At 62.2% G+C, this 22,522-nt stretch carries 22 protein-coding genes and 1 tRNA gene; 14 read left to right on the top strand and 9 right to left on the bottom strand.

Features of this window, described 5'->3' with window-relative positions; genetic code table 11:
- Positions 1-73 precede the first annotated feature (73 nt).
- From CK228_RS26675 to CK228_RS26655, 5 genes are all read left to right on the top strand, one after another.
- Positions 74-1,927 carry a heavy metal translocating P-type ATPase gene (locus CK228_RS26675; RefSeq protein ID WP_095789746.1) on the top strand — a complete coding sequence of 618 codons (1,854 nt, stop codon included), beginning with the start codon at positions 74-76 and terminating at the stop codon, positions 1,925-1,927.
- A 27-nt stretch (positions 1,928-1,954) separates the two neighbouring features.
- Positions 1,955-2,404 carry a thioredoxin TrxC gene (gene trxC, locus CK228_RS26670; RefSeq protein WP_095789731.1) on the top strand — a complete coding sequence of 150 codons (450 nt, stop codon included), beginning with the start codon at positions 1,955-1,957 and terminating at the stop codon, positions 2,402-2,404.
- A 14-nt stretch (positions 2,405-2,418) separates the two neighbouring features.
- The gene (locus tag CK228_RS26665; protein ID WP_095789730.1) at positions 2,419-3,669 is read left to right on the top strand and encodes an MgtC/SapB family protein; all 1,251 of its coding nucleotides are present in this window, start codon (positions 2,419-2,421) and stop codon (positions 3,667-3,669) included.
- 87 nt (positions 3,670-3,756) lie between these two features.
- Positions 3,757-4,143 carry a hypothetical protein gene (locus tag CK228_RS26660; RefSeq protein ID WP_095775423.1) on the top strand — a complete coding sequence of 129 codons (387 nt, stop codon included), beginning with the start codon at positions 3,757-3,759 and terminating at the stop codon, positions 4,141-4,143.
- Between the two features lie 32 nt (positions 4,144-4,175).
- A complete protein-coding gene (locus tag CK228_RS26655) occupies positions 4,176-4,766 on the top strand; it encodes an NAD(P)H-dependent oxidoreductase (RefSeq protein ID WP_095789729.1) in 591 nt (196 codons plus the stop codon).
- Between the two features lie 14 nt (positions 4,767-4,780).
- Here CK228_RS26655 and CK228_RS26650 read toward each other — a convergent pair whose 3' ends face one another.
- Both CK228_RS26650 and CK228_RS26645 read right to left on the bottom strand, forming a co-directional pair.
- The gene (locus CK228_RS26650; RefSeq protein WP_095789745.1) at positions 4,781-5,764 is read right to left on the bottom strand and encodes a zinc-dependent alcohol dehydrogenase family protein; all 984 of its coding nucleotides are present in this window, start codon (positions 5,762-5,764) and stop codon (positions 4,781-4,783) included.
- Positions 5,765-5,960: 196 nt separating this feature from the next.
- Entirely contained in the window at positions 5,961-6,458 is a 498-nt protein-coding gene (locus CK228_RS26645; RefSeq protein ID WP_095789728.1) for a sulfocyanin-like copper-binding protein, read from the bottom strand.
- A gap of 260 nt (positions 6,459-6,718) precedes the next feature.
- Between CK228_RS26645 and CK228_RS26640 the strand changes: the two genes are divergently transcribed.
- The 6 genes from CK228_RS26640 (at position 6,719) to arcC (ending at position 12,471) form a co-directional block, all read left to right on the top strand.
- Positions 6,719-6,997, top strand: coding sequence for a PepSY domain-containing protein (locus CK228_RS26640; protein WP_095789727.1), 279 nt, complete (start codon positions 6,719-6,721; stop codon positions 6,995-6,997).
- Positions 6,998-7,040: 43 nt separating this feature from the next.
- Positions 7,041-7,571 carry a cytochrome b/b6 domain-containing protein gene (locus tag CK228_RS26635; protein WP_095775419.1) on the top strand — a complete coding sequence of 177 codons (531 nt, stop codon included), beginning with the start codon at positions 7,041-7,043 and terminating at the stop codon, positions 7,569-7,571.
- A 179-nt stretch (positions 7,572-7,750) separates the two neighbouring features.
- Positions 7,751-9,274 carry an arginine-ornithine antiporter gene (gene arcD, locus CK228_RS26630; protein WP_245438117.1) on the top strand — a complete coding sequence of 508 codons (1,524 nt, stop codon included), beginning with the start codon at positions 7,751-7,753 and terminating at the stop codon, positions 9,272-9,274.
- 27 nt (positions 9,275-9,301) lie between these two features.
- A complete protein-coding gene (locus CK228_RS26625) occupies positions 9,302-10,516 on the top strand; it encodes an arginine deiminase (RefSeq protein WP_095789725.1) in 1,215 nt (404 codons plus the stop codon).
- A gap of 16 nt (positions 10,517-10,532) precedes the next feature.
- The gene (gene argF / locus CK228_RS26620) at positions 10,533-11,534 is read left to right on the top strand and encodes an ornithine carbamoyltransferase (RefSeq protein WP_095789724.1); all 1,002 of its coding nucleotides are present in this window, start codon (positions 10,533-10,535) and stop codon (positions 11,532-11,534) included.
- Position 11,535: 1 nt separating this feature from the next.
- Positions 11,536-12,471, top strand: coding sequence for a carbamate kinase (gene arcC / locus CK228_RS26615; protein WP_095789723.1), 936 nt, complete (start codon positions 11,536-11,538; stop codon positions 12,469-12,471).
- On the opposite strand, the gene CK228_RS26610 is transcribed toward arcC, so the two are convergent.
- The 3 genes from CK228_RS26610 to CK228_RS26600 form a co-directional block, all read right to left on the bottom strand.
- Entirely contained in the window at positions 12,468-12,977 is a 510-nt protein-coding gene (locus tag CK228_RS26610) for a hydrolase (protein ID WP_095775414.1), read from the bottom strand. The genes arcC and CK228_RS26610 overlap by 4 nt on opposite strands.
- A gap of 90 nt (positions 12,978-13,067) precedes the next feature.
- Positions 13,068-14,474: a bifunctional serine/threonine-protein kinase/universal stress protein gene (locus CK228_RS26605; protein WP_095775413.1), complete on the bottom strand. Its 1,407-nt coding sequence runs from the start codon at positions 14,472-14,474 to the stop codon at positions 13,068-13,070.
- Positions 14,475-14,488: 14 nt separating this feature from the next.
- Positions 14,489-15,229 carry a metallophosphoesterase family protein gene (locus CK228_RS26600; protein WP_095775412.1) on the bottom strand — a complete coding sequence of 247 codons (741 nt, stop codon included), beginning with the start codon at positions 15,227-15,229 and terminating at the stop codon, positions 14,489-14,491.
- 334 nt (positions 15,230-15,563) lie between these two features.
- Here CK228_RS26600 and CK228_RS26595 point away from each other — a divergent pair, with 334 nt between their 5' ends.
- Entirely contained in the window at positions 15,564-16,211 is a 648-nt protein-coding gene (locus tag CK228_RS26595; protein WP_095789722.1) for a helix-turn-helix domain-containing protein, read from the top strand.
- Between the two features lie 53 nt (positions 16,212-16,264).
- Positions 16,265-16,780 carry a GNAT family N-acetyltransferase gene (locus CK228_RS26590; protein ID WP_095789721.1) on the top strand — a complete coding sequence of 172 codons (516 nt, stop codon included), beginning with the start codon at positions 16,265-16,267 and terminating at the stop codon, positions 16,778-16,780.
- On the opposite strand, the gene CK228_RS26585 is transcribed toward CK228_RS26590, so the two are convergent.
- The 3 genes from CK228_RS26585 to CK228_RS26575 all read right to left on the bottom strand — a co-directional run bounded on the left by CK228_RS26585 (position 16,777) and on the right by CK228_RS26575 (position 21,164).
- Complete coding sequence (locus tag CK228_RS26585) at positions 16,777-17,976, bottom strand: acetate/propionate family kinase (protein WP_095789720.1); 1,200 nt, start codon at positions 17,974-17,976, stop codon at positions 16,777-16,779. The two genes, CK228_RS26590 and CK228_RS26585, sit on opposite strands and share 4 nt — an antisense overlap.
- A 51-nt stretch (positions 17,977-18,027) precedes the next feature.
- Positions 18,028-20,451, bottom strand: a complete 2,424-nt coding sequence (locus CK228_RS26580; protein ID WP_095789744.1) for a phosphoketolase family protein — start codon at positions 20,449-20,451, stop codon at positions 18,028-18,030.
- Positions 20,452-21,088: 637 nt separating this feature from the next.
- Positions 21,089-21,164 (bottom strand) — tRNA-Lys (locus tag CK228_RS26575).
- A gap of 304 nt (positions 21,165-21,468) precedes the next feature.
- Here CK228_RS26575 and CK228_RS26570 point away from each other — a divergent pair.
- The gene (locus tag CK228_RS26570; protein WP_095789719.1) at positions 21,469-21,918 is read left to right on the top strand and encodes a BA14K family protein; all 450 of its coding nucleotides are present in this window, start codon (positions 21,469-21,471) and stop codon (positions 21,916-21,918) included.
- Positions 21,919-22,032: 114 nt separating this feature from the next.
- Here CK228_RS26570 and CK228_RS26565 read toward each other — a convergent pair whose 3' ends face one another.
- Positions 22,033-22,509 (bottom strand): DUF6882 domain-containing protein, encoded by a 477-nt coding sequence (locus CK228_RS26565; protein WP_095789718.1) that lies wholly within the window; start codon positions 22,507-22,509, stop codon positions 22,033-22,035.
- Positions 22,510-22,522: the final 13 nt, after the last annotated feature.

Here is a 22,522-nt window from a genome sequence, read left to right as displayed (position 1 = left end):
GTTTGCTTGAGTTCGACACGCCCGTCAGTGCCAGCGAAAATTGGTGGGCATCGATCAAATCGGAAGGCATCGCATGAACGAGTCCACTCTGCGGCGCGCATTGCTGGTCATCGCGATCCTGGGTTTCGCTGGCGGCATCGGAGCCTGGCGAAGCGGGCTCGGGCCCTTTGATGCCGGCACGATCTGGACGGTGGCCACCTTGCCCGTGGTGGCGGCTCTCGCCATCTCCATTCTGCGTGATTTCTGGATCGGCCGCTTTGGTGTCGATGCAATTGCGTTGGTGTCCATGTCCGCCGCGCTGCTGCTTGGACAACCGCTGGCCGCGATAGTGGTCGCCATCATGTATGCCGGCGGCACCGTGCTCGAGGATTTTGCCCGCGGCCGTGCCGAGCGGAACCTCAAGGCACTCACCGACCGGTCACCGCGTGTCGCACACCGCGAATCGACACACGGAACGGAAAGGATTTCCGTCGAAAAGGTCGTTGTCGGCGACACCCTTCTGGTACGCGCCGGCGAACTGCTTCCGGTCGACGGTATCCTGCTCGATGCTTCAGCCTCGATCGATGAGTCCGCGGTGACCGGAGAGCCGCTGCCGGAACGACGGACCGCGGGCGACATGCTGCGTAGCGGTACTGTCAATGCGGGCGAGACCTTCAGCATGCGGGCTTCGGCCCTCGCCGAGGAAAGCACTTATGCAGCGATCGTGCGCATGGTCGCCGCAGCACAGACCGCGAAATCTCCGTTCATTCGCATGGCGGACCGCTTTGCCCTGTTCCTGTTGCCAGCCACTCTGCTGGTTTCCGGCGCCGCCTGGTATATTTCCGGCGACCCGATCAGGGCGCTTGCGGTGCTGGTCGTCGCAACGCCCTGCCCGCTCATCCTCGCTGCTCCTGTTGCGTTCATCGGCGGCGTCTCGCGAGCCGCACGGGCCGGCATCCTGATGAAAGGCAGCACGGCCCTGGAGGCCCTCGCGCAAGCCCGAACAGCGATCTTCGACAAGACGGGGACCTTGACCATCGGCGGCGCCGAGCTCATCGAAATCGAAGCCGCGCCCGGCCGCGACGCGAGCCATCTGCTGCGCCTGTTGGCATCCCTGGAGCAGGCCTCGCACCATGTGCTCGCCGACTCGATCATCCGGACGGCGCGCGGCAGACAGCTGATGCTTTCGCCTCCGCGTGATGTCCGCGAGCATCGCGGCGCGGGCCTGAAGGGTCGGGTCGAAAACATGGCGATCGCGGCGGGATCGCGGGCTCTCGTGCTCGCCGACAAGCCGCTGCCCGGCTGGGCGAAAAGCGGCGAAGAAAAATACCGGGACGAGCCGGTGCTCAGGATTTTTGTCGCACTTGGCGGACGACTTGCCGGCGTGTTTACTTTCGGCGATGCGATGCGTGCCGATGCACACGACACGCTCGTCAACCTGCGCTCGGCCGGCATCACGCGCATGGTCCTGCTGACGGGTGATGACGGTGCCGCCGCAAAGCGTATCTCTTCCATGCTGGATCTGGACGCCGTCGTCGCCGATGCCATTCCCGCGGACAAGGTCGCGATCGTCGAGGCCGAGAAAGCAAGAGCGCCGACAATGATGGTTGGCGATGGCATCAACGATGCGCCCGCCCTTGCCGCGGCGACGGTCGGCGTCGCCATGGGCGCGCGCGGGGCGACAGCCTCGTCCGAAGCGGCCGATGTCATCGTTCTCACCGACCGGCTGGGGCCTGTCGCCGAGGCGGTGCGGATCGCCCGACGGACGCGTGCGATCGCCCTGCAGAGCATCGTTGTCGGGCTGGCGCTCTCGGGTGTGGCAATGGCTGCGGCGGCCATGGGGCAGATCGCACCGGTGGCAGGTGCATTGCTTCAGGAAGGGATCGACGTGGCGGTCATCTTGAACGCACTGCGCGCCCTTGGCGACGGACGTCTCCGGCGCGCATAGTGGACAACAACGGATCGGTGAACGGGCATGGCACAGCAGAATCTGGTGGTTTGCGGCAAATGCGGCGGGGTCAATCGCCTGCCGCCGGCGCGCAATGCCGACGAGGCCAAATGCGGAAAGTGCGGGAACAGGCTGTTTTCAGGTCACCCGCTGGACGTCGACGCCAAGGCGTTCGACCACGAGATTGCGCGCAGCAGTATTCCCGTTGTCGTCGACATCTGGGCACCATGGTGTGGCCCGTGCAAGATGATGGCTCCGGCCTACGAAGCGGCGGCGCGCGAACTGGAGCCACATGTTCGCCTGCTCAAGCTCAACTCAGACAATGAGCAGGGTGTTGCGGCAAGGCTCGGCATTCGCGGCATCCCGACGATGATCCTCTTCCATGGCGGGCGTGAAATCGCGCGCAGATCAGGCGCAATGACGGCAGGCCAGATCGTCGGGTGGGTTCGCGACCGTCTGTCGACGGTCGCCGCCTGAAAGCCGCAGCGGCAATGGATCCGCTTATCGCCCGGCTCGGACTGGCCCTGGCAATTGGCTTGCTCGTTGGACTGGAACGTGGCTGGCGCGAACGGGAGGCGCCCGATCGCAGCCGCACGGCGGGCATTCGCACCTTTGGCATATCCGGCCTGCTCGGCGGCGTTCTGGCCGCACTTGCCAACGCACTCGGTGCAGTATCGGTGCTGGTCGGCGGGTTCATCGCCTTTGCCGCAATCTTTGCCTGGTACAAGGCGCGCGAAGCTGCCCATGACGAGGATTTCAGTGTCACGAGCGTGATCGCGGGGCTTGGCGTTTTTGCGCTGGGCGCGCTTTCGGTCACCGACGACTATCGGGCGGCTGCCGCCGGCGGTGCGGCATTGGCGGCAATCCTGGCCAGCCGAGAGGTGCTGCACGGCCTGCTGAAGCGACTGACCTGGATCGAACTGCGATCGGCTCTCATCCTGGCGGTGATGACGGCGATCGTCCTGCCCTTGCTGCCGAACCGGACGATGGACCCGTGGGGAGGTTTCAATCCGTGGGAGGTCTGGTTCCTGACGGTGCTGATGGCCTCGATTTCGTTCGCTGGCTATGTGGCTGTTCGTATTCTGGGAAATACGCGCGGCCTGCTCGTCAGTTCGCTCGCCGGGGCGATCGTCTCGTCCACCGCCGTGACCTTGGCGCTTGCCCGCAACGCCGCTTCGGCAAGCAACCCGCTTTCGCTCGCAGGAGCGGCATCATTGGCTGCATTGGTTTCCGTGCTCCGCGTCTGCGCCGTGGTTCTGATCATCGAGCCGAGCGTCTTCGCCTGGGTCGGCATTCCGGCCATCGCGGCTGCCCTCGTCTTCGCTGCCTGCGGCGCATTGCTGCTGACCCGCGATAGAGGAAATGGCGAAGGGAGCGCCATGGCACGCAATCCCTTCGAACTTGGCCCATTGCTGCTCTTCGCCTTGCTCTTCGCGATCGTCGCGACCGCGAGCGCCGGATTGGCCGCCCAATTCGGCGGGCGCGGCTTGCTGGCGAGTTCGGCGCTTGCAGGTACGTTCGATGTCGATGTTGCGGTGCTCGGCGCGTTGCGCCTGGCCAAGCATTCCGTGTCCATCGAGACGGTGGGCCGGGCCGTGCTCGCGGCGCTGGCGGCAAATGCTGTCGGCCGGCTGTCGCTCGCGGTATTTGCCGGTCCGGTCAGATTCTGGGTGCCTCTGGCCGGCGCAACCCTGGCCGCTGCGGCCGCCGGCTACGGCGCCATGCTGTTGCTCGGCACCTGAAAGACGCGCGGCGACCGGGTTTTGTTTGATGCGGATCAAGGGCCAGGTCCAGCCACCGCTCTATGAAACTCCGTAAAGGAGTTTGCCATGACCAGTTTGAAGGATCTCACCCCCAAATTCCGCCACGTCCGGCTGCTGCTGGCCCGTGAAAAGGGTCACCCGGAAGGCGACCGCGAAGAGGGCTACGACGTGCTGGCTCCGCTGACCGGCGAAGGCCGGATCGATGCGGAAGAGTGGAAATCGCACAGGGCTTCCTGTCGCGTTCGCCGCTTCCGCACCGGCGAGGAGGACCTGATCGGCAGACTGAGGCGCAAGCCGGGCGGACAATGGTATTTCGACTACGCCGAAGGCGATCGCGACGACGAAATCGGCTTTCATCTCGGCGACGAACGGTTCGTGACCGGCGAATATGTGTCGATCGAGCGCAACGGCGCCATGCACACCTACCAGGTGGCACGGGTCGAGCGGCCTTGACGCCGCGACGACAGATTTGCTGCGAGTAGACCATGTCGCGACGCATCCTCATTGTGGTCGGCCATCCCGACCCGTCCCCCGAGCGGCTCTGCCGCGGCCTTGCCAAAGCCTATGGCGATGGCGCGGAGAAGGCGGGACACGCCGTGCGCCGGGTCGATCTGGCGGCGCTCGATTTTCCAATGCTGCGGACAATGCAGGAGTTCGAGCATGGTGCGGTTCCCGCCGGCCTCAGGGAGGCCGCCGACGCGATCGTCTGGGCCGAGCACATCGTCTTTGTCTTTCCACTGTGGCTCGGAACCATGCCGGCCATGCTCAAGGCATTCCTGGAACAGGTCATGCGGCCGGGAACCGCCTTTGCCTACCCGGACAAGGGCGGCGGCTTCACCAAGACATTGCTTCGCGGCCGCTCCGCACGCGTCGTGGTGACGATGGGCATGCCTGCCGTTCTCTACCGCCTGTGGTTCCTTGGACATGGCCTGGCCGGCATGCGGCGGAGCATCCTGCATTTCGTCGGCATCAGTCCGGTGCGTGAGACATTGTTCGGCATGGTCGCCGGCGCCGGCGATGCGACCCGTGCGAAGTGGATCCGGCAAATGCGCGGTCTGGGAGGACGGGCCGGATAATTCTCGACTGTCAATCATGGCACCAGGACGGCGGCGCCGCTCAATCTGCCTTGCCTCAGATCGTCCAGCGCCTGATTGGCCTGCTCCAGCGGGTACACCTTGGTGTGCGTGTGCACCTGGGCGCGCCTGGCAATGGGAAAGAACTCTTCCGCGTCGCGGCGCGTCAGGTTTGCCACCGACACCAATTCACGCTCTTCCCAGAGCAACTCATAGGCCATCGCCGGAATGTCGCTCATGTGGATGCCGCCGCAAATCACCCTGCCGCCCTTACGGACAGCGCCAAGCGCGATCGGCACCAGGTCACCGACGGGAGCGAAGATGATCGCGGCATCGAGCTGCCTTGGCGGAAGTTCATCAGAGCCACACGCCCAGGTCGCTCCGAGCGTACGAGCAAATTCCTGTGCTTGCTTGTCACCCGGCCGGGTGACAGCGAAGATCTCACGACCTTGCCAGATCGCGATCTGGGCGACTATATGCGCGGCAGCGCCGAAGCCGTAAATCCCGAGCCGCTTGCCGTCACCGGCCTTCTTCAGGCATCGCCAGCCGATCAGGCCAGCGCAAAGCAACGGCGCCTGCGATACGGGATCGGCATCCCGGTCCAGATCGAAAGCGAATTGCGCGTCCGCAATGACATGGCTGGCGAAGCCGCCATCGCGCGTGTAGCCCGTGAAATCCGGCTGATCGCAAAGGTTTTCACTCCCTGCGAGGCAGTAGGGACAATGCCCGCAAGTGTGACCGAGCCAAGGTACGCCAACTCGGCGCCCCACCCTGGACCGCGCGACGCCCTTGCCCACAGAATCGACGATGCCGACGATTTCGTGACCCGGAATGAGCGGCAGTTTTGGATGACGCAGATCCCCATCAATCGCGTGCAGATCAGTGCGACAGACAGCGCATGCCTCGACCTTCAGCCTTATCTCGCCCGTCCCAGGCATGGGATCGGGCCTGTCGACCAGCTTCAAGGGGGCGCCGACCTTTTCGAGCACCATCGCTTTCATGACGCGCTCCATACGCCGCAGGAAAAAATGCCCAGACCGCCCAATCCGTCTGTTTCGTCGAGCCAACGCTCGGCCCAACCGTTGACCTTGCCTTCGGTCGTAACCTTGCCGTCCTGCGGCAGCCAAACCGACAGGACCGGCGATCCCGGCGAGCTTTCAAAAACTGCGACAATCGCAGGGTCGCCAGGTTCAAGGCCTATGGATCGACAGTGAATTCGGTCCACATGCCGGCTCCATAGTGACCCGGTACGTTGCAGACAAGCAGGTATTTTCCAGCCTTCAGTTCGACGGTCAATGCGCCTGATTTGCCGGGATCGAGCTCTGAAACCTCGCCCTTGTCGCCTGCTTTGTCTTCGTCGACCCGGTTCTCGGCATCCAGATAGGGAAGCGGCTTGCCAGGATCGGCAAGATACATGACGATCATTTCGTGAACGGTGTCCTTGGAGTCATTTTTCACGTTGAATGTGACCTCCCCGGCCTTCACCGCTCCGGGGGAAGCCTTCATACCCATGGTGGCCTTCGAAAGATCGATCCCGGGCGTCGCATAAGCGAGCCCCATGGGCATTTGCACGCTTGCCCCCTTGTCCCACAAAGAGACCTGGACAATCGAAGCAGCCCGGGTCGCGCTGGCGCTGCCGAGCATAAGCATTATGGCGGCAACCCCAAGCGAAGCTCTCCTCAACATGGTTTTCATGACTTTTCTCCTTGGGATAGTAGCAGAAGCGCTCTGTATCCCGGCCACCATCCTGCTCGCGGCGCCACCCGCGATCCTTGCGCCAAATCAAACCGACCGGCGGTGAGCCCGATCGGCGATGCCGAAGCCGCTGTCAGCCAGTTGTCAGGTTGAATTGGCTATCCCGCACCAATGACGGTCATACCGCCGTCTGGCCGAACCGGTCGAAATCCACCCCTCAAGGCGCAACATCAGCGCCCAACCTCTCGAATGGAGCCATTATGTATCGCACACTCGTCCTCGCCGCGCTCGCCGGCATGCTTGCAGGACCGGCGCTCGCTGCTGGCGGCAGCTGCAGCACCGCGCCGAAATCACAGTTCAAGCCCAAGGCAACGCTCGAGGCGCAATTGATCGGCGAAGGTCTCACGGTCCGCCAGATCAAGGTCGAGAAGGGTTGCTATGAAGTCTACGCAGTCGACAAGGTCGGCAAGAAAGTGAATCTCGCCTACAATGCCGAGACCCTTGAAAAGCTCGATAATGCCGAAGCCGGCGAAAACTGATCGGAACGCTTCAATAGCGGCGGACGCGCAACCATCGCTGGAGATGGTGCGCGTCTGGGACCGAGTCGTGCGAGGCTTTCACTGGGCGCTGGTGCTCAGCTTCGTCACGGCCTGGCTCACTTCCCATTCTTCGGAGGACGTCCACTATTGGGCTGGCTACACTGCTGCCGGGCTGGTCGTGACGCGGCTCGTGTGGGGTGTCCTTGGCACACCCTATGCGCGCTTCTCGCAATTCGTGCGTGACCCGGAAACGGTGCTGCGCTACCTCTGGGCGTTGCTGCACGGTCGCGAAGCCCGCTACATCGGCCACAACCCTGCCGGCGGTGCAATGATACTCATGCTGATCGCGGCGATGGGTTCAACCGCACTGACCGGTTGGCTGATGACGACGGACGCCTATTTCGGCGTGTCGTGGGTCGAAACGATGCACAGCCTCAGCGCACACGGCCTACTTCTGCTGGTCCTTTTCCATATAGGCGGCGTCGTTCTGGCAAGCTTTCGCCATCGCGAAAACCTGGTACGGGCCATGATCACGGGGCGAAAACGCAAAGCCGAGCCGGCGGACATTGCCTGACAGCCATTAACCGACCGGGCCCGATTTGCGCCTTGGACGATTTCTGGGGCGCAAGTCGGTCGCTCCTGTTCGACATGGCTCGGAAAGCACGCGATGCGACCCAGAAACCGGAACACCATCGCCACTCTTTTATTCAGCTTTATTCAGCAAAGGCTTATTGACCCGCATCAAAGCCGTTGGTGCTGGCTTCCTGTCTATTGCCTCCCATCAGAGCCTTCAGATTAGGGAGAGCGTCCATGACTACGACTGATATCAACGTCCCAGTTCGGAGAGTCGCGACTGCGGCGCCAACGAAACTTCGTGTAGGGGCCCTCACCGCACTGGTGATCGGTTCGATGGTCGGCTCCGGCGTATTCAGCCTTCCGCAAAATATGGCTGCAGGGGCCGGCCCCCTTGCCATCCTGATCGGCTGGGCGATCACAGCCGTGGGCATGCTGGCACTGGTCTTCGTCTATCAATCGCTAGCCACCCGCAAGCCCGAGCTGGACGCAGGGCCCTACGCCTACGCCAAGGCCGGCTTCGGCCCCTTCATCGGCTTCAACAGCGCCTGGGGCTACTGGATCAGCGCCTGGGTCGGCAACGTCTCCTACGCGGTGATCGTGTTCAGCGCGTTGTCCTATTTCTTTCCGGCCTTCGGTGATGGGAACACATGGCAGGCGGTGCTCGGCGCATCGATCCTGCTTTGGCTGATCCACGTCCTGGTTCTCGCCGGTATCCGGCAGGCAGCGGTCGTGAACCTCATCGTCACGGCGGCAAAGATCGCTCCGATCGTCCTGTTCGTCGGGGTTGTCGTGGTTGCCTTCAAACTGCAAGTCTGGTCGCTCGACTTCACCGGTCTGGGCAACGCCAGTCTCGGTTCGATCACCGCACAGGTGAAGAGCACGATGCTGGTGACCCTGTGGGTGTTCATCGGCATCGAAGGCGCCAGCGTCTTTTCCGGCCGCGCAGAACGTCGCAAGGACATCGCCACGGCAACTGTTCTCGGCTTCTTCACCTGCCTTGCGCTCTACGCCCTGGTGTCGCTGCTGTCGCTCGGCATCCTCAGCCAACCCGAGCTCGCAGTGCTGAAGAATCCGTCTATGGCGGGCGTGCTGGAAGCGGTTGTCGGTCCCTTCGGCGCTATCCTGATCAACCTCGCGCTTGTGGTATCGGTGGTTGGCGCCTTCCTGAGCTGGACGCTGCTCGCGGCAGAAATTCCACATGTCGCCGCCAAGGATGGGACAATGCCGAAATTCTTCGGCCGTGAAAGCGATCGCGGTGTGCCGGCGACCTCACTTCTGATCACCAACCTCCTTGTCCAGGCTTTCCTGGTGATCACGCTGTTCGCGCAAAGCACCTATCAGGCATTGTTCTACATCGCGTCGGCCGCAATCCTTGTTCCCTATATCTTTTCTGGAGCTTACGCTGCCAAGCTCGCGCTGACCGGCGAGAGCTACGAGAGCGGCGAGCAACGCACTGGCCCGCTTTTGGCCGGGTTGGTGGCAACGGTCTACGGCTTGTGGCTCGTCTATGCAGCAGGCCCGGCCTACCTGTTCATGTGCGCGATCCTCTATGCCCCAGGCATCATCTTCTACGTCTGGGCGCGCCGTGAAACCAATCAGCGCGTGTTCCATACCGCCGAGGCCGCCCTCGCCGGGATCCTCATCGCGGTCGCCATCCTCGCGGTCTACGAGATGTGGACCGGCGCCGTCAGTCCGCTGTGAGAGGCCCGCTGTGCGAGGGTTGACGCGATGACAAGCCTGGGTGTCCATTCCGAAGTCGGCCGGCTGCGCGAGGTGATGGTCCACCGTCCGGACCTCAGCCTACGCAGGCTGACACCGGACAACTGCAAGGCGCTGCTCTTCGACGACGTGCTGTGGGTCAAGCGGGCCCGCCACGAGCATGACGTCTTCGTCGATGCCTTGCGCGAACGCGGCGTGCTGGTGCATTCCTTCGGGGAACTCCTGGCTGAGACAATGCGCCTGAGCAAGGCGCGCGACTGGCTCCTCGACCGCCGGATTCATCCCGGCGTCGTCGGGCTGGACATGGTCGGCGAACTGCGGGGATGGCTCAACGAGATGTCATCGGAGCAATTGTCGTCCTGCCTTGTCGGCGGCATTGCCCGGGCAGAGCTTCCTTTCGAACCCAAAGGCCTGACCGGAAGGACGCTCGCTCCTCAAGATTTCGTAGTGCCGCCGCTGCCGAACCAGCTTTTCACGCGTGACAGCTCCTGCTGGATTTACGGGTCGGTCTCGGTCAATTCCATGTATTGGCCTGCAAGGCGCCCGGAGGCGGCCAATGTCGAAGCCGTCTACCGCTTCCATCCCCGCTTCCGCGACAGCGGGGTGCCCTTTGTTTCACCGGATCTGGGAACAGGAACCAGCCTGGAAGGCGGCGACGTCATGCCGATCGGTGGTGGAGCGGTTCTCGTCGGCATGGGCGAGCGCACCACGCCGCAAGCCGTCGGCGATCTCGCGCGCAGCCTGTTTGCCTCCGGCGAGGCGACGCGTGTGATTGCTGCGCTGATGCCCAGGGACCGAAGTTTCATGCATCTCGACACCGTCTTCACTTTCTGCGATCGCGACCTTGTCACGTTGTATCCGCCGGTGGTCGACCGGATGCGCACTTTCTCACTGCGGCCTGGCGATGGAGAGACGGCCGTCGAGGTCACCGATGAGGCAAAGCCGTTCACGACGGTGGTTGCGGAAGCCCTTGGTCTGAAGTCGCTGCGCATCATCGCCACCGGCGGCGACCGCTACGAGGCCGAGCGCGAGCAATGGGATGATGGCAACAACGTCGTTGCGGTCGAGCCCGGCGTGGTCATCGGCTACGACCGCAACGTCTACACCAACACACTGCTGCGCCGTGCCGGGATTGAAGTGATCACAGTCGAAGGCGCCGAACTCAGCCGCGGCCGAGGCGGCGGGCACTGCATGACCTGCCCGATTGTGCGCGACCCGATCTGAACCGAAAGGAATTCCCATGTCGATCAATCTTCATGGCCGCTCCGTCCTGACCTTGGACGATCTCACGGCCGACGAGATCCGTTTCCTGCTGAAGCTCGCAGCCGACCTGAAGGCAGCCAAGCTCGCCGGCCACGAAATCCCGCGTCTTGTCCGGAAGAACATCGCGTTGATCTTCGAGAAGGATTCGACGCGCACGCGGACCGGGTTCGAGGTAGCGGCCTATGACCAGGGCGCTCATGTTACCTATTTCGGCCCCACCGGCAGTCATATCGGCCACAAGGAATCGATGAAGGATACTGCTCGCGTGCTCGGCCGGATGTACGACGCGATCGAATACCGAGGCTTTGGCCAGCATCAGGCCGAACTGCTTGCCGCGCATGCCGGCGTGCCCGTCTACAACGGCCTCACCGATGAGGCGCATCCGACCCAGATTCTCGCCGACTTCATGACCATGCGCGAATTCACGCACAAGCATCTTTCTGACATGACCGTCGCCTTCGTTGGCGAAGGGCGCGACAATGTCGCGCTGTCGCTGGCGCTTGGAGCTGCCAAGGTCGGCATCGACATGCGCATAGCCTCGCCAAGGGAGCTCTGGCCGGATGAGGCATTCTGCGCCCATGTCCGAGGGCTGGCAGCACAAAGCGGCGGCCGCTTCCGGCTCGACGAGGACGTGTCGAGTTGCGTGCAGGATGCTGATTTCATCTACACCGACGTGTGGATGTCGATGGGCGAGGACAAATCGGGCTGGGCCGAGCGCATTCGCCTTCTGACACCATATCGGGTCACCGGCGAGGTGATGGCTGCCGCCGGCAATCCCCACGTCAAATTCATGCATTGCCTGCCGGCGTTCCACGACACCGGTACCGAGATCGGCGAGTTCATCGCAAAGGAGTACGGCATCGACTGCATGGAGGTCACCGACGACGTATTCGAGTCGGCTGCGTCGATTGTCTTCGACCAGGCCGAAAACCGGATGCACACGATCAAGGCCCTGCTCGTCGCCACGATCGGCAACTGAGATGCTTGTCGTTGTTGCGCTCGGCGGAAACGCATTGCTGCGTCGTGGAGAACCGATGACAGCCGACAACCAGCGCGCCAACATCGTGCGCGCCGCTTCGGTGCTCGCGGAACTTGTCGACGAAGGGCACTCGATTGTCGTCACACACGGCAATGGGCCTCAGGTGGGACTTCTGGCCCTGCAGGCAGCGGCAACGTCGGACGGCGGCACGTTTCCGCTCGACGTGCTTGGCGCCGAGAGCGCCGGCATGATCGGTTACGTCATCGAGCAGGAGCTCGGCAACCTCCTCAAGGAGAGGCTTTTTGCGACCCTGCTGACGCAGGTGAAAGTAGATCCGCAAGATCAGGCTTTCGCTCACCCGACGAAGCCGATCGGCCCGGTCTACGACAAGGCAACCGCGCATAGGCTTGCCGGCGAGCGCGGCTGGCAGATCGCGCCCGATGGCGAAAAATGGCGCCGTGTCGTGGCCTCGCCCAAGCCGTTGGAGATTCTGGAAGCGTCCGTGATTTCGTTTTTGGTCGAACGTGGCGTGATCGTCGTCTGCACCGGCGGCGGCGGGGTTCCGGTGATAGCCCGGGATGACGGCAGTCTTTGCGGCGTGGAGGCCGTCATCGACAAGGATCTGGCAAGCTCGCTTCTCGCTCGCGCGTTAAAGGCCGACATGCTGCTCATGCTGACGGATGTCGACGCCGTCTATGTCGACTATGGAACGGCTGCCGCGCATGCGCTTCGGCGCGTGACCGCCAAGGAGATCTCGGAACGGAATTTTCCAGCCGGCTCCATGGGGCCCAAGGTCGGTGCCGCAATCGAATTCGCTGAAGAAACGGGGAAACCCGCGGCGATCGGCAAGCTCGATGACGCCGTCGCAATCGTCAGAGGGGAACGCGGTACCTGGGTCGAGCCCGGCGCTCCAGCCACCGAACCTGGACGATCCTAGGCCACCGCCGCGATGGCGACGACATAGTTCTTGCCGTAGGCTTCGGCGCATTTCGGGCATGTCGTGTAGAAGAAATAGACCTCGCGCCCCTCTGCGTTTCGATGACGCGCAATTTCCCGCATTTCTTCGTCCCACGCCCTCGCCTGGCTGTATGGCCCCTCGAACAATTTGGTCACATAGTCGCCGCTCAGCGTGGTCATCTCTTCGTTGGCGACAGGTTTCGAGGCCGCAAACAGATGCTCGCTGCTCCAGGGCGAGACATCCCTGCTGAGAACGATGAGCTGATCGGGATCGGAAGCACCGGCGTCCTCGATGTGTTTGTTGACACGCGCGAAGACGCTGCCCATGTTCACCGGGATATGCATGACGCTGTGGGTCGTGGCTTTGACAAACCGTTTGTCCCTGAAGTGCAGTTCCTGACCGTCCCAGCCCTCGGGATTGAATCTGGGGCAGCAACCGGTCGTGTTGACGCTGGCGTCGTATCGAGGCGTTGCATTCGTCTGCATGGCTCTTCTCCATTTGAACAGCCATCTGACGGCAAGGACACCAGCCTTCCTTGATCGGAGTCAAACGCCCTTGGTCCTGATCGGAACGCATCAAAGCGGCCGCGCTTGTTCCTCGACGACCTTCAGTCGGACCACCGAGACCGAGCAAAGAGCCTGTGCGACCACTTTGGTCGAAACGCTGCCGAGGTGGCGGCGGATTGCCGAAGATGCCCGGGCACCAACGACGATGTGGCCGACGTCATTGTGCTCGGCATAGTCGAGGATCGCATCAGCGGGGCTGACCGCTTCGAGCACATGATAACTGATGCGGTCTTCCGGCAGATGAAGTGGGTGAGCCCAATCCTTCAGCGCCACCAGCCGTTTCAAGTAGACGGGGCGTCCGGATTCGTCGACCGCCCGCGTCTCGCCTATGATCTCGGTCCTCAGGACCGTCACGCAGGCCAGGCGGGAATCCTCGCGCGAAGCAAGCACACGAGCGGTTTCATTGAGGACCTCGCCCGCCAGCGCATCGCTGCCATTGGCCAGATCGACCGCGGCGAGGACAATGGACGGGCCGGCCTGCGCCCTCGACAAGGTCGGCTTGCCGACAAGCGATCTGTCATCCGTCTTGCGAAACAGCCTGGCGATCGCGGCCCATACTCCCTTGTCCTGGGGTTTGCGCCTTGCGACCACCACCTGGTCGGGGTTCCTCAGGTCGGACAGAAGGTGCGCCGCCTCGACATATCGTCGAGACCTGTCCACTTCCATGCATCTCAGGATGATGGCTTCCAGCCAGCGCGGAATGGCATCGTTGATATCTCTCGGCGACCTTGGAGCGTGATAGAGCCTGCGCTTCATCCCCGCAAAAGTCGCCGGCCGCCCGAACGGCTCCTCGCCCGTTGCCAGCTGATAGAGGATGCAACCCAGAGCAAACAAGTCACTTGCAGGGTCGGACCGCTCTCCGAGCACCTGTTCTGGTGAAATATAGGCGGCCGTGCCCATCGGCACCGAGCTTTCCGCGCCGAGAAGATCGGGAAGCTCCGCGTGCCGAGCGAGCCCGAAGTCGAGGAGCACTGCCCCGCGCTCGGCGAGAATGACATTCTCGGGTTTGAGATCGAGATGGACGACCTTCTGCCGGTGCAGGGCAGCGAGTGCGGTCGCGATCTCGGCGCCGATCCTTGTCACCTCGTCCACGGGGAGCGGCGCGTTGCCGACGAGATCCGCCAGGCCGGTGCCCGCCACGAACTCCATGGCAAGATAGGGCACCCGCGACAAGCTGCCGGCTGCCGCAAAACGCGGCACATGCGGGCCTGACAGGCGTTTGAGGATCAGCTCCTCCGCCTCGAAACCGAGGATGACGGAAACATCCCCGCCCGGGTCGAGAAACGGTATCTTCAGCACAAGCGGGAATTCGTATCGCGGGTTGGTCGCCCGCCAGAGCGAGGCCATGCCGCCGGCAGGCAGCTTTTCCACCAGCTCGAAACCATCGATGACTGCCCCTGCCTCAAACCTTTGCATGGGAATACGTCTCCTCAGCGGCCGATCTTCAAACGCATGCCAAGCCAACCGGGCAGACCGGCGGCCTGGATCTTGCGTGCCGTTTCTTCATGATCATAGGGGACACGAACCATCGTGACCTCGTGGCGTTGTGGGTCGACAAGAACAAAGCATGCCGCCGGGTTGCCATCGCGAGGTTGACCAACAGCGCCGGCAATTATCAGATGCCTCCTCAGCGCCGACAGTGGCGCCGCCACGTTGTCCAGCGGCTGAAAATGCATCGGTCGACGCCCGGGTAGCGCATAATAGATGGCCGGCACGTGGGTATGGCCGCAGAAAATGAACTGGGCATCCGTTGAAGACAGGCAGCGTTCTGCCGCATCGACGTCGCGTATATACGACCATCTTTCTGGCCTCTCGGCACTGGCGTGCACATACAGCCGGTTCTCGGATTGCAGTGAAAGCGGCAATCGCGCCAGGAAATCGAGGTGCGTGGAAGCGAGGCGTTCACGGGTCCACTGGGCCGCGAACCGTGCATTCTCAGTCATGTTGCTCAGGTTCCGCGCCACTGCCTCGTCGTGGTTGCCCATGATGCAAAGCGCGCCGCGCGCCACCAGATCGATGGCCTTCTCGATCACATAGATGGGATCCGGCCCGTAGCCGACCAGATCGCCGAGCAACACCACCTCGTCCGGATCGTGCCTTCGGACGGCCTCCAGGGCTGCGTCGAACGCCTCGCGATTGGCATGGATATCAGACAGGATCGCGATGCGCATTCAACCTATCCCGAGCGTAGGCAAACCATAGGCAACCGGCGGCGCGAATGATTTGATCCGGCTCAACACCCATGCGCGAGATAATCGGGAGGAGCAATAACCAAGCTGCCAACCACGACAGTCGCATCCGCGGAGCCGGTATATCGCGGATATCACGACACCATCTGCAAAGTCGAAGACGCAGGGTCGGATGGCAGCGGGATCGCAGCCGACGCCAGGGCGGCCGCCTGACGTCCAGGCCTCGCCTAGGTAGTTTCCCGTAGGGACATAACCGAATTTCGGCACCCGCCGATTTGCGCGATTGCTGTGTCACGGATCAACCGGGAAGACAGCCATGCAAGCCTACACCTCCTCCAGGATTTCATTGTCGTCGCATCTTGCTCAGCCGGGCCTGCCAGCGCCACTCGATTCCGGGCCGGTGCAGCCGGTCAGCTTCTTCCCAGCGGGTTCAGAGATCTATGCCCAGGGCGGGAAGGCGGGAGCCTTCTACCAGGTCGAGTTCGGCGCCGTTCGCATTTACCGACTGCTTGCCGATGGCCGCCGGCAGATAAGTGCCTTCCACCTGGCTGGAGAGACATTCGGCTTCGAAGCTGGCACGACGCACCACTTCTTCGCCGAAGCGATCAATGCCACCTGTGTTCGTGTCTTCCGCTTCAATGCTGGGGCGGACATGTCACATCAGTTGCTGCCCCTGGCGCTCAGGGGGTTGACCAGGGCCCAGGAACACCTCCTCGTCCTGGGTCGCCAGAACGCCATCGAACGCGTGGCCGCCTTCCTGGTGGATATGGTGGAGCGCCAAGGCGGCCTGCGGCAGGTGGAACTTCCGATGTCGCGCATGGACATCGGCGACTATCTGGGACTCACCATCGAGACCGTGTCACGGGTTTTCACCCGGCTGAAGGACAAGGGCGTCATCCGCCTGCTCAACCTGCGCAGCGTCGAAATCCTCAAGCAGGACGTGTTACGGACCATGGGCGAATGAGCCCTCCCAAGCAGCGAGCGTAACGTCAGCCTCAGATCAGGGATCTTGTTGTCATGAACGATACACTTACCACCCACACCGAATTTCGCTTCGAAGTGCGTCGCGCGCGCCCTGAAGACGAGGCCGGGCTGGCCGAGTTCTTCACGCATGTGACCGCGGAAGATCTGCGCTTCCGCTTTCTCGGCGCTGTGAAGGAAGTTTCGCATGAACGGCTGGTGGCGATGACGCGTTCAGACGACGCGCATATCCATAATTTCGTGGCCTTCTCGACCGACGGGATGTTGATCGCCGTTGCGACGCTGGCAAGCGATCGCGCCGACCGAACCGGCGAGGTCGCGATCTGCATTCGCGCGGATCGCAAGCATCTGGGCGTTGGCTGGGAACTGCTCGCCTATATCTCGAAATATGCCGAAAAACTTGGACTCGAAGCGATCGAAGCGATCGAGAGCCGTGAAAACCGTGCCGCCATCGAGGTCGAGCGCGACATGGGTTTCACCGTGACCACCGATCCCGACGATGGGACACTCGTCCAGGTTCGAAGGGAACTGGGCGCACGATCAGCCGGTTAGGGGCTCGGCCCCTCCTGGTTTGCCGAAGACGCAAAGATCGACATCTCTACCGCGACGGCACGTTCTTCATCTGCTGGAATGACAAGGACATCGACGCGGGAATTGCGATTGCTGACAACGTCCTCGCCTCGTCGGTTTCGCTGTTCATCGATGCCAACTCCAAGCCAGGCCGCGGCGGCGCCGATCCTTTCCCGGACCAACGGCGCGTTTTCGCCAATGCCGGCAGTGAACACCAGCGTGTCCAGTCCTCCCATGGCAGCGGCCAGCGATCCTATCTCGCGTCCGATCCGATAAACGAAGAGATCGACAGCCTGAACGGCAGCAGGATCCTGCGAGCCGATCAGGGTCCGCATATCGCCAGATATACCAGACACGCCGAGTAGGCCTGATTGCTCGTAGAGAAGCATGACCAGTTCTTCGGCGGACAGCCGCCGTTCCTGCAGCAAGTGGAGGATGACCCCCGGATCGAGCGCACCGCAACGCGTGCTCATGACAAGGCCGTCCAGGGTCGAAAACCCCATCGTCGTGGCGACGCTTCGTCCAGAGTCCATGGCGCACAGGCTGGCGCCGCTGCCGAGATGAGCGACGATCGTGCGGCCGCCGGCGACGGCGCCGTATCGGTCATGCAGCTTCGCAGCGATGTGGCTGTAGGACAGCCCATGAAAGCCGTAGGAAACGATGCCCGCCTCGGTCATCGCGCGCGGCAGCCCGTAGGTTTTGGCAAGCTCCGGCCGGGTCGAATGAAACGCCGTGTCGAAGCATCCTATCTGGACGGCCTGCGGGAGGAGTGCAGTGGCCAGCGCGACAATCTCGAGATTGATCCGTTGGTGGATGGGCGCCATTGGCTCGAGCAAGCGCAGTGCCTTGAGCGTGCGTTCGTCGAGCTGCGTTGCTTCGGTGAAGTCGCGCCCGCCGTGAACGATCCTGTGCCCTACCCTGTCGATGCGACGCAAGAGATCGTTTTCGACGAGCACGGAGGCAACCGCCGCGAACGCCTTGTCCATATCGATTGGTTCTTTGCTCAGGCTCCTGTCGACTTTGGAGCTGCCGGCTACGGCCTCGACACGCAGCCGCGGTTGTTGACCCAGAGAGGAGACGTTGCCGCGCAGCAGCAGCGGCAGCTCACCGCGTCGCCCGAATACGGCGAACTTCAGGCTCGAAGAACCGCCGTTGAGAACAAGGATCGCGTCGGTCATGAAGCCATCCGAAATGTTGCCGTTCCCATGCGCTTGCGAACGGGTGTCCGTTCAATCCGGACGCTTCGGCGCCGCATCAGCATCCTGTCCCCACTTCCAGTCAAGGATCTCCGGCATGTCCTGCCCATGGGCGCGAATATAGGCTCGATGTTTAAGCAGCTTGCTGTCCATCGCCTGCTTCAGGCTGACCCGCATGCCCTTCAGTCGCGGAACCCAGTCGAGGACACTTTGGACGATATGAAAGCGGTCAAGGCCGTTCAGCACCGTCATATCGAAAGGGGTCGTCGTCGTCCCTTCCTCGTTGTAGCCGCGCACATGGATGTTGTCATGGTTGGTGCGCCGATAGGTCAGGCGGTGAATGGTCCAGGGATAGCCATGATAGGCAAAGATGACCGGTTTATCCGGGGTGAACAGCGCATCGAAATCACGATCCGACAGACCGTGCGGATGATATTCCTTCGGCTGAAGCGTCATCAGGTCGACGATATTGACCACCCTGATCCTGAGGTCGGGAGCCTGTTGCCTGAGGATCTGCACGGCGGCCAGCGTTTCGAGGGTCGGGACGTCGCCGGCGCAAGCCATCACGACGTCGGGCTCAGCCCCATCGTCCGTCGACGCCCAGTCCCAGATGCCGATCCCTGCCCGGCAGTGAACGATCGCCTTGTCCATCGGCAGCCACTGCCATGACGGCGGCTTGCCTGCGACGATGACGTTGATGCGGTTCCAGGTCTGCAGCACATGGTCGGTCACGCACAGCAAGGTGTTGGCGTCCGGTGGCAGGTAGACCCGTACGATGTCGGCCTTCTTGTTGAGGGCGACGTCGATGAAACCAGGGTCCTGATGGCTGAAGCCGTTATGTTCCTGATGCCAGACATGGCTGGACAACAGATAGTTCAGCGATGCGATCGGCCGGCGCCACGGGATCTCGCGGCAGGCATCCAGCCATTTCGCATGCTGGTTGAACATGGAATCGACGATGTGGATAAACGCCTCGTAGCAGGAAAACAGGCCGTGGCGCCCGGTGAGCAGGTAGCCTTCCAGCCAGCCCTGGCAGGTGTGCTCGGAGAGGATTTCGAGAACCCGGCCGTCGCGCCCGAGATGAACGTCTTCGGGCAGAATCTTTTCCATCCAGCCGCGCTCGGTGACTTCAAACACGTCCTGAAGACGGTTTGAGGCAGTCTCGTCCGGGCCGACGATGCGGAAGTTCTTCGCGGCCTCATTCAACCGCATGACGTCCCGCAGGAAGCTGCCCATCGCCCGCGTCGACTCGGCCTTGATGGCGCCGGGGCGCTCGACCGCAATGGCGTGGTCATGCAACCCGGGCAGTTCGAGGGACCTGCGCAGCAGGCCGCCATTGGCGTGCGGGTTGGCACTCATTCGTTTCGTTGCCTGCGGTGCCGTGGCGCGGATCGAAGCGACAGGAGCGCCAGCGGCGTCGAACAGCTCCTCGGGCCGGTAGCTTCTCAGCCACTCCTCAAGCAGCTTGAGATGCGCGGGGTTTTCGGCAAGGCCCGACAATGGAACCTGGTGCGAGCGCCAGAAGCCCTCTGTCTTCAGGCCGTCGACCTCTTTCGGCCCGGTCCACCCCTTAGGGCTGCGCAGCACGATCATCGGCCATTTTGGTCTTGGCTCGGTCGGGGCTAGTCCGTTGCGCGCGGCATGCTGGATAAGCTTGATGCGATCAAACGCATCGTCGAGCACGCTCGCCATCCGCTCATGCATCAGGACCGGCTCGTGGCCTTCCACGAACAGCGGCTCATAGCCGTAGCCGGCAAACAGCGCGCGCAATTCCTCTTCGGGAATGCGGGCCAGTATTGTTGGATTGGCGATCTTATAGCCGTTGAGATGCAGGATCGGCAGCACGGCCCCGTCGCGCGTCGGGTTGAGGAATTTGTTGGAGTGCCACGCGGCCGCCGACGGTCCGGTTTCTGCTTCACCGTCACCGACGACGCAGGCAACGATGAGATCAGGATTGTCAAAGGTCGCGCCATAGGCGTGCGAAAGCGAATAGCCCAACTCGCCGCCCTCATGGATCGAGCCAGGCACGTCCGGTGCGGCATGGCTCGGTATGCCGCCGGGAAACGAGAACTGCCGGAACAGCTTGCGCATCCCCTGCTCGTCCATCGCAATGTCCGGATTGAGCTCGCTGTAGGTGCCTTCCAGATAGGTATTCGCCACCATTGCCGGGCCGCCATGACCGGGCCCGCAGATATAGATCACATTCGCGTCCCTGAGCCGGATGACGCGATTGAGGTGGGCATAGATGAAACTCAATCCGGGCGACGTTCCCCAGTGGCCGAGGAGACGCGGCTTGACGTGCTCAAGCCGCAACGGTTCGCGCAGCAGCGGATTGTCGAGCAGGTAGATCTGGCCGATCGTCAGATAGTTGGCTGCGCGCCAATAGGCATCGATATCATGCAGCTCGCGATCCGACCGAAGGCCGCCGGAAGCTGGTATCGTCCTATGCTCGGTCATGTCTGGCTCCCATCCTGTTGGCGCCCTGTCGCCGGAGCGCGACATGGGCTTGTGTTCGTCGATCCGCGGGGAATGGACACCAACGCGTGTGCACGCTTTCCGTTCATCGCTTCGCAACCTTACGTATCCGTGTCCTCGAGCGCGCGCGCCTCCGGGTATGTCGCCATGCAGAGACATGCTATTGGCTTCATGAGATTTCGCGTCCTTCGCAACATGCCTGCGCTCGCGACATCTATGGAGGCCGCGGACAGCGCTGCATTGATTCACCGCAAATGCCGCCATCGGTGCGACCAAGGAATGAAGGTTGGGCATGCTCGGTCGGGAGGCCCACCCGCGAATGCTGACATTCACTGCTCCTGAACGACCTAGCGGGTTGTGGTGCCGCTGATAGTGCTCCGTTACCGGCGCCGAATGGATCGAGGCAAGGCCCGACTTGAACAGCCCCGACTTGAACAGCAGGTGAGGGTCGAAGCGTCCGATTTGAAGAACTCTAGCGTGTCGAAGGACTTGCACGACCATTGACGGCCAATGGCAAGCTTAGCCACCTCTCCTTACGGGCACTACGCGGACACAAATGCGGCGCTGTGGCAAAACAACCCCGTCAGCCTCGTGTAATTTATTGATTTCATTGAAATATTGGTGAGCGCGATGGGATTCGAACCCATGACCTACTGATTAAAAGTCAGTTGCTCTACCGGCTGAGCTACGCGCTCCCGCGGGCGCGAAAAGGCGGCCCTCGAAATTGCGCGGAACATAGGGAGAGTGCCTCGACCGGTCAACCGGAAAAAGAGCATCCGCAAGCCATACCGCGCAAGCATTCCCACTGTGGCACTCCGCCTGCTTCGATCAAAGGCGCAACGCCCCCGGCGAAGCGCTGGCATCACCCCACGTCGGCGCTGGTGGGAGGCCTCAGAAACATTACAATTCAGCAACTTGGGATTTAGCGAGGAACCTTCCCCAAAACCACCCGTTGTCTCGCCTCAAGGGACGTCAATCACCCTTTCGAAGGAGAAGGTCATGAACAAGATCGTATCGGGTATACTGGCGACCACCCTGTCGGCTTCGTTTGCCGCGACTGCACTGCCTGCCAATGCCACGCAGATGTTGGTGCCGCAGGCGGCTTCGAGCGCTGTGCAGACGGTCGATTACAAGCCGTGGATGAAGAACCGCCATTTCGACGGCAACCGTAACTTCGCGCGTAACGGCGACGCCTATTGGAATGGCCATCGCGGCTATCGCGAATATCATCGCGGCTATCGCCGCCACGGCGACTACTGGTTTCCGCTGGCAGCTTTCGCGACCGGCGCGCTGATTACGGGTGCCATCGTCAACAGCGAGAACAACCGCGTCTCCGAAGGCAATGCGCATGTGCAGTGGTGCTACGACCGCTATCGCAGCTATCGTGCTTCGGACAACACATTCCAGCCGAACTACGGACCGCGCCAGGAGTGCCGTTCGCCTTACTGACCCAGGGATGAGTGTCAGTGGCTGGCAAGTCTGATTACAAGGCCCGCGTTGGAAATGGCGCGGGCCTTTTCGTTGAGACTTTCAGCATCCCGGTCAACGGAATGAAGTTTCCTGTCAGTTGGTCCAGCTTGCGCTTTTGAGCATCAGATAAAGGCCTCCACCTTCTCCGCGCGGAGAGCGATAGGCTCCGAGCGCGTCGCAGACTCGCACCATTGCCGCGGCCAGTTCCCAGCCGAGTGCTTCCAGGTCATCTGTCGTGTCGGTCACAAAAGCCTGCTGAAGTTCGGCAATATCATTCTCCTCGCCGAAGGAACGAACGCGATTGGCGTCGGCAAGAAGTTCGTTGGGCAAGTTGGAATTCGACCACGCCCAAAGCCAGTTGCCGGCCTTGGCGCTTGTCGAGCCAGCAATCTGAATCTCGGCAACGACCTTGACGGCACCATTGTCCGAAAACAAAAGCCTGCCGGTCGTCAGGTCATAGTCATAGCGCGGCCAGCGGCCGAGGCGAAACTCCTTCTCCAAAATGGCATTCTTCGCGGTCAGCTGTTCAAAAGCCTCGTCCCGCCAAGCAGGATACCAGTCTGGCTGCATGTCCCCCACCTCA

The sequence above is a fragment of the Mesorhizobium sp. WSM4312 genome, assembly GCF_002294875.1.
In the GTDB taxonomy this organism is placed as follows: domain Bacteria; phylum Pseudomonadota; class Alphaproteobacteria; order Rhizobiales; family Rhizobiaceae; genus Mesorhizobium.
The sequence above is the reverse complement of the archived record's forward strand: the minus strand, read 5'-3'. Positions and strand labels throughout refer to the sequence as shown.

Bases quoted from the DNA above. Each gene is read 5' to 3' on its own strand.
- CK228_RS26675 (WP_095789746.1), top strand. From the start codon at position 74: ATGAACGAGTCCACTCTGCGGCGCGCATTGCTGGTCATCGCGATCCTG.
- trxC (WP_095789731.1), top strand. From the start codon at position 1,955: ATGGCACAGCAGAATCTGGTGGTTTGCGGCAAATGCGGCGGGGTCAAT.
- CK228_RS26665 (WP_095789730.1), top strand. From the start codon at position 2,419: ATGGATCCGCTTATCGCCCGGCTCGGACTGGCCCTGGCAATTGGCTTG.
- CK228_RS26660 (WP_095775423.1), top strand. From the start codon at position 3,757: ATGACCAGTTTGAAGGATCTCACCCCCAAATTCCGCCACGTCCGGCTG.
- CK228_RS26655 (WP_095789729.1), top strand. From the start codon at position 4,176: ATGTCGCGACGCATCCTCATTGTGGTCGGCCATCCCGACCCGTCCCCC.
- CK228_RS26650 (WP_095789745.1), bottom strand. From the start codon at position 5,764: ATGAAAGCGATGGTGCTCGAAAAGGTCGGCGCCCCCTTGAAGCTGGTC.
- CK228_RS26645 (WP_095789728.1), bottom strand. From the start codon at position 6,458: ATGAAAACCATGTTGAGGAGAGCTTCGCTTGGGGTTGCCGCCATAATG.
- CK228_RS26640 (WP_095789727.1), top strand. From the start codon at position 6,719: ATGTATCGCACACTCGTCCTCGCCGCGCTCGCCGGCATGCTTGCAGGA.
- CK228_RS26635 (WP_095775419.1), top strand. From the start codon at position 7,041: ATGGTGCGCGTCTGGGACCGAGTCGTGCGAGGCTTTCACTGGGCGCTG.
- CK228_RS26625 (WP_095789725.1), top strand. From the start codon at position 9,302: ATGACAAGCCTGGGTGTCCATTCCGAAGTCGGCCGGCTGCGCGAGGTG.
- argF (WP_095789724.1), top strand. From the start codon at position 10,533: ATGTCGATCAATCTTCATGGCCGCTCCGTCCTGACCTTGGACGATCTC.
- arcC (WP_095789723.1), top strand. From the start codon at position 11,536: ATGCTTGTCGTTGTTGCGCTCGGCGGAAACGCATTGCTGCGTCGTGGA.
- CK228_RS26610 (WP_095775414.1), bottom strand. From the start codon at position 12,977: ATGCAGACGAATGCAACGCCTCGATACGACGCCAGCGTCAACACGACC.
- CK228_RS26605 (WP_095775413.1), bottom strand. From the start codon at position 14,474: ATGCAAAGGTTTGAGGCAGGGGCAGTCATCGATGGTTTCGAGCTGGTG.
- CK228_RS26600 (WP_095775412.1), bottom strand. From the start codon at position 15,229: ATGCGCATCGCGATCCTGTCTGATATCCATGCCAATCGCGAGGCGTTC.
- CK228_RS26595 (WP_095789722.1), top strand. From the start codon at position 15,564: ATGCAAGCCTACACCTCCTCCAGGATTTCATTGTCGTCGCATCTTGCT.
- CK228_RS26590 (WP_095789721.1), top strand. From the start codon at position 16,265: ATGAACGATACACTTACCACCCACACCGAATTTCGCTTCGAAGTGCGT.
- CK228_RS26585 (WP_095789720.1), bottom strand. From the start codon at position 17,976: ATGACCGACGCGATCCTTGTTCTCAACGGCGGTTCTTCGAGCCTGAAG.
- CK228_RS26580 (WP_095789744.1), bottom strand. From the start codon at position 20,451: ATGACCGAGCATAGGACGATACCAGCTTCCGGCGGCCTTCGGTCGGAT.
- CK228_RS26570 (WP_095789719.1), top strand. From the start codon at position 21,469: ATGAACAAGATCGTATCGGGTATACTGGCGACCACCCTGTCGGCTTCG.
- CK228_RS26565 (WP_095789718.1), bottom strand. From the start codon at position 22,509: ATGCAGCCAGACTGGTATCCTGCTTGGCGGGACGAGGCTTTTGAACAG.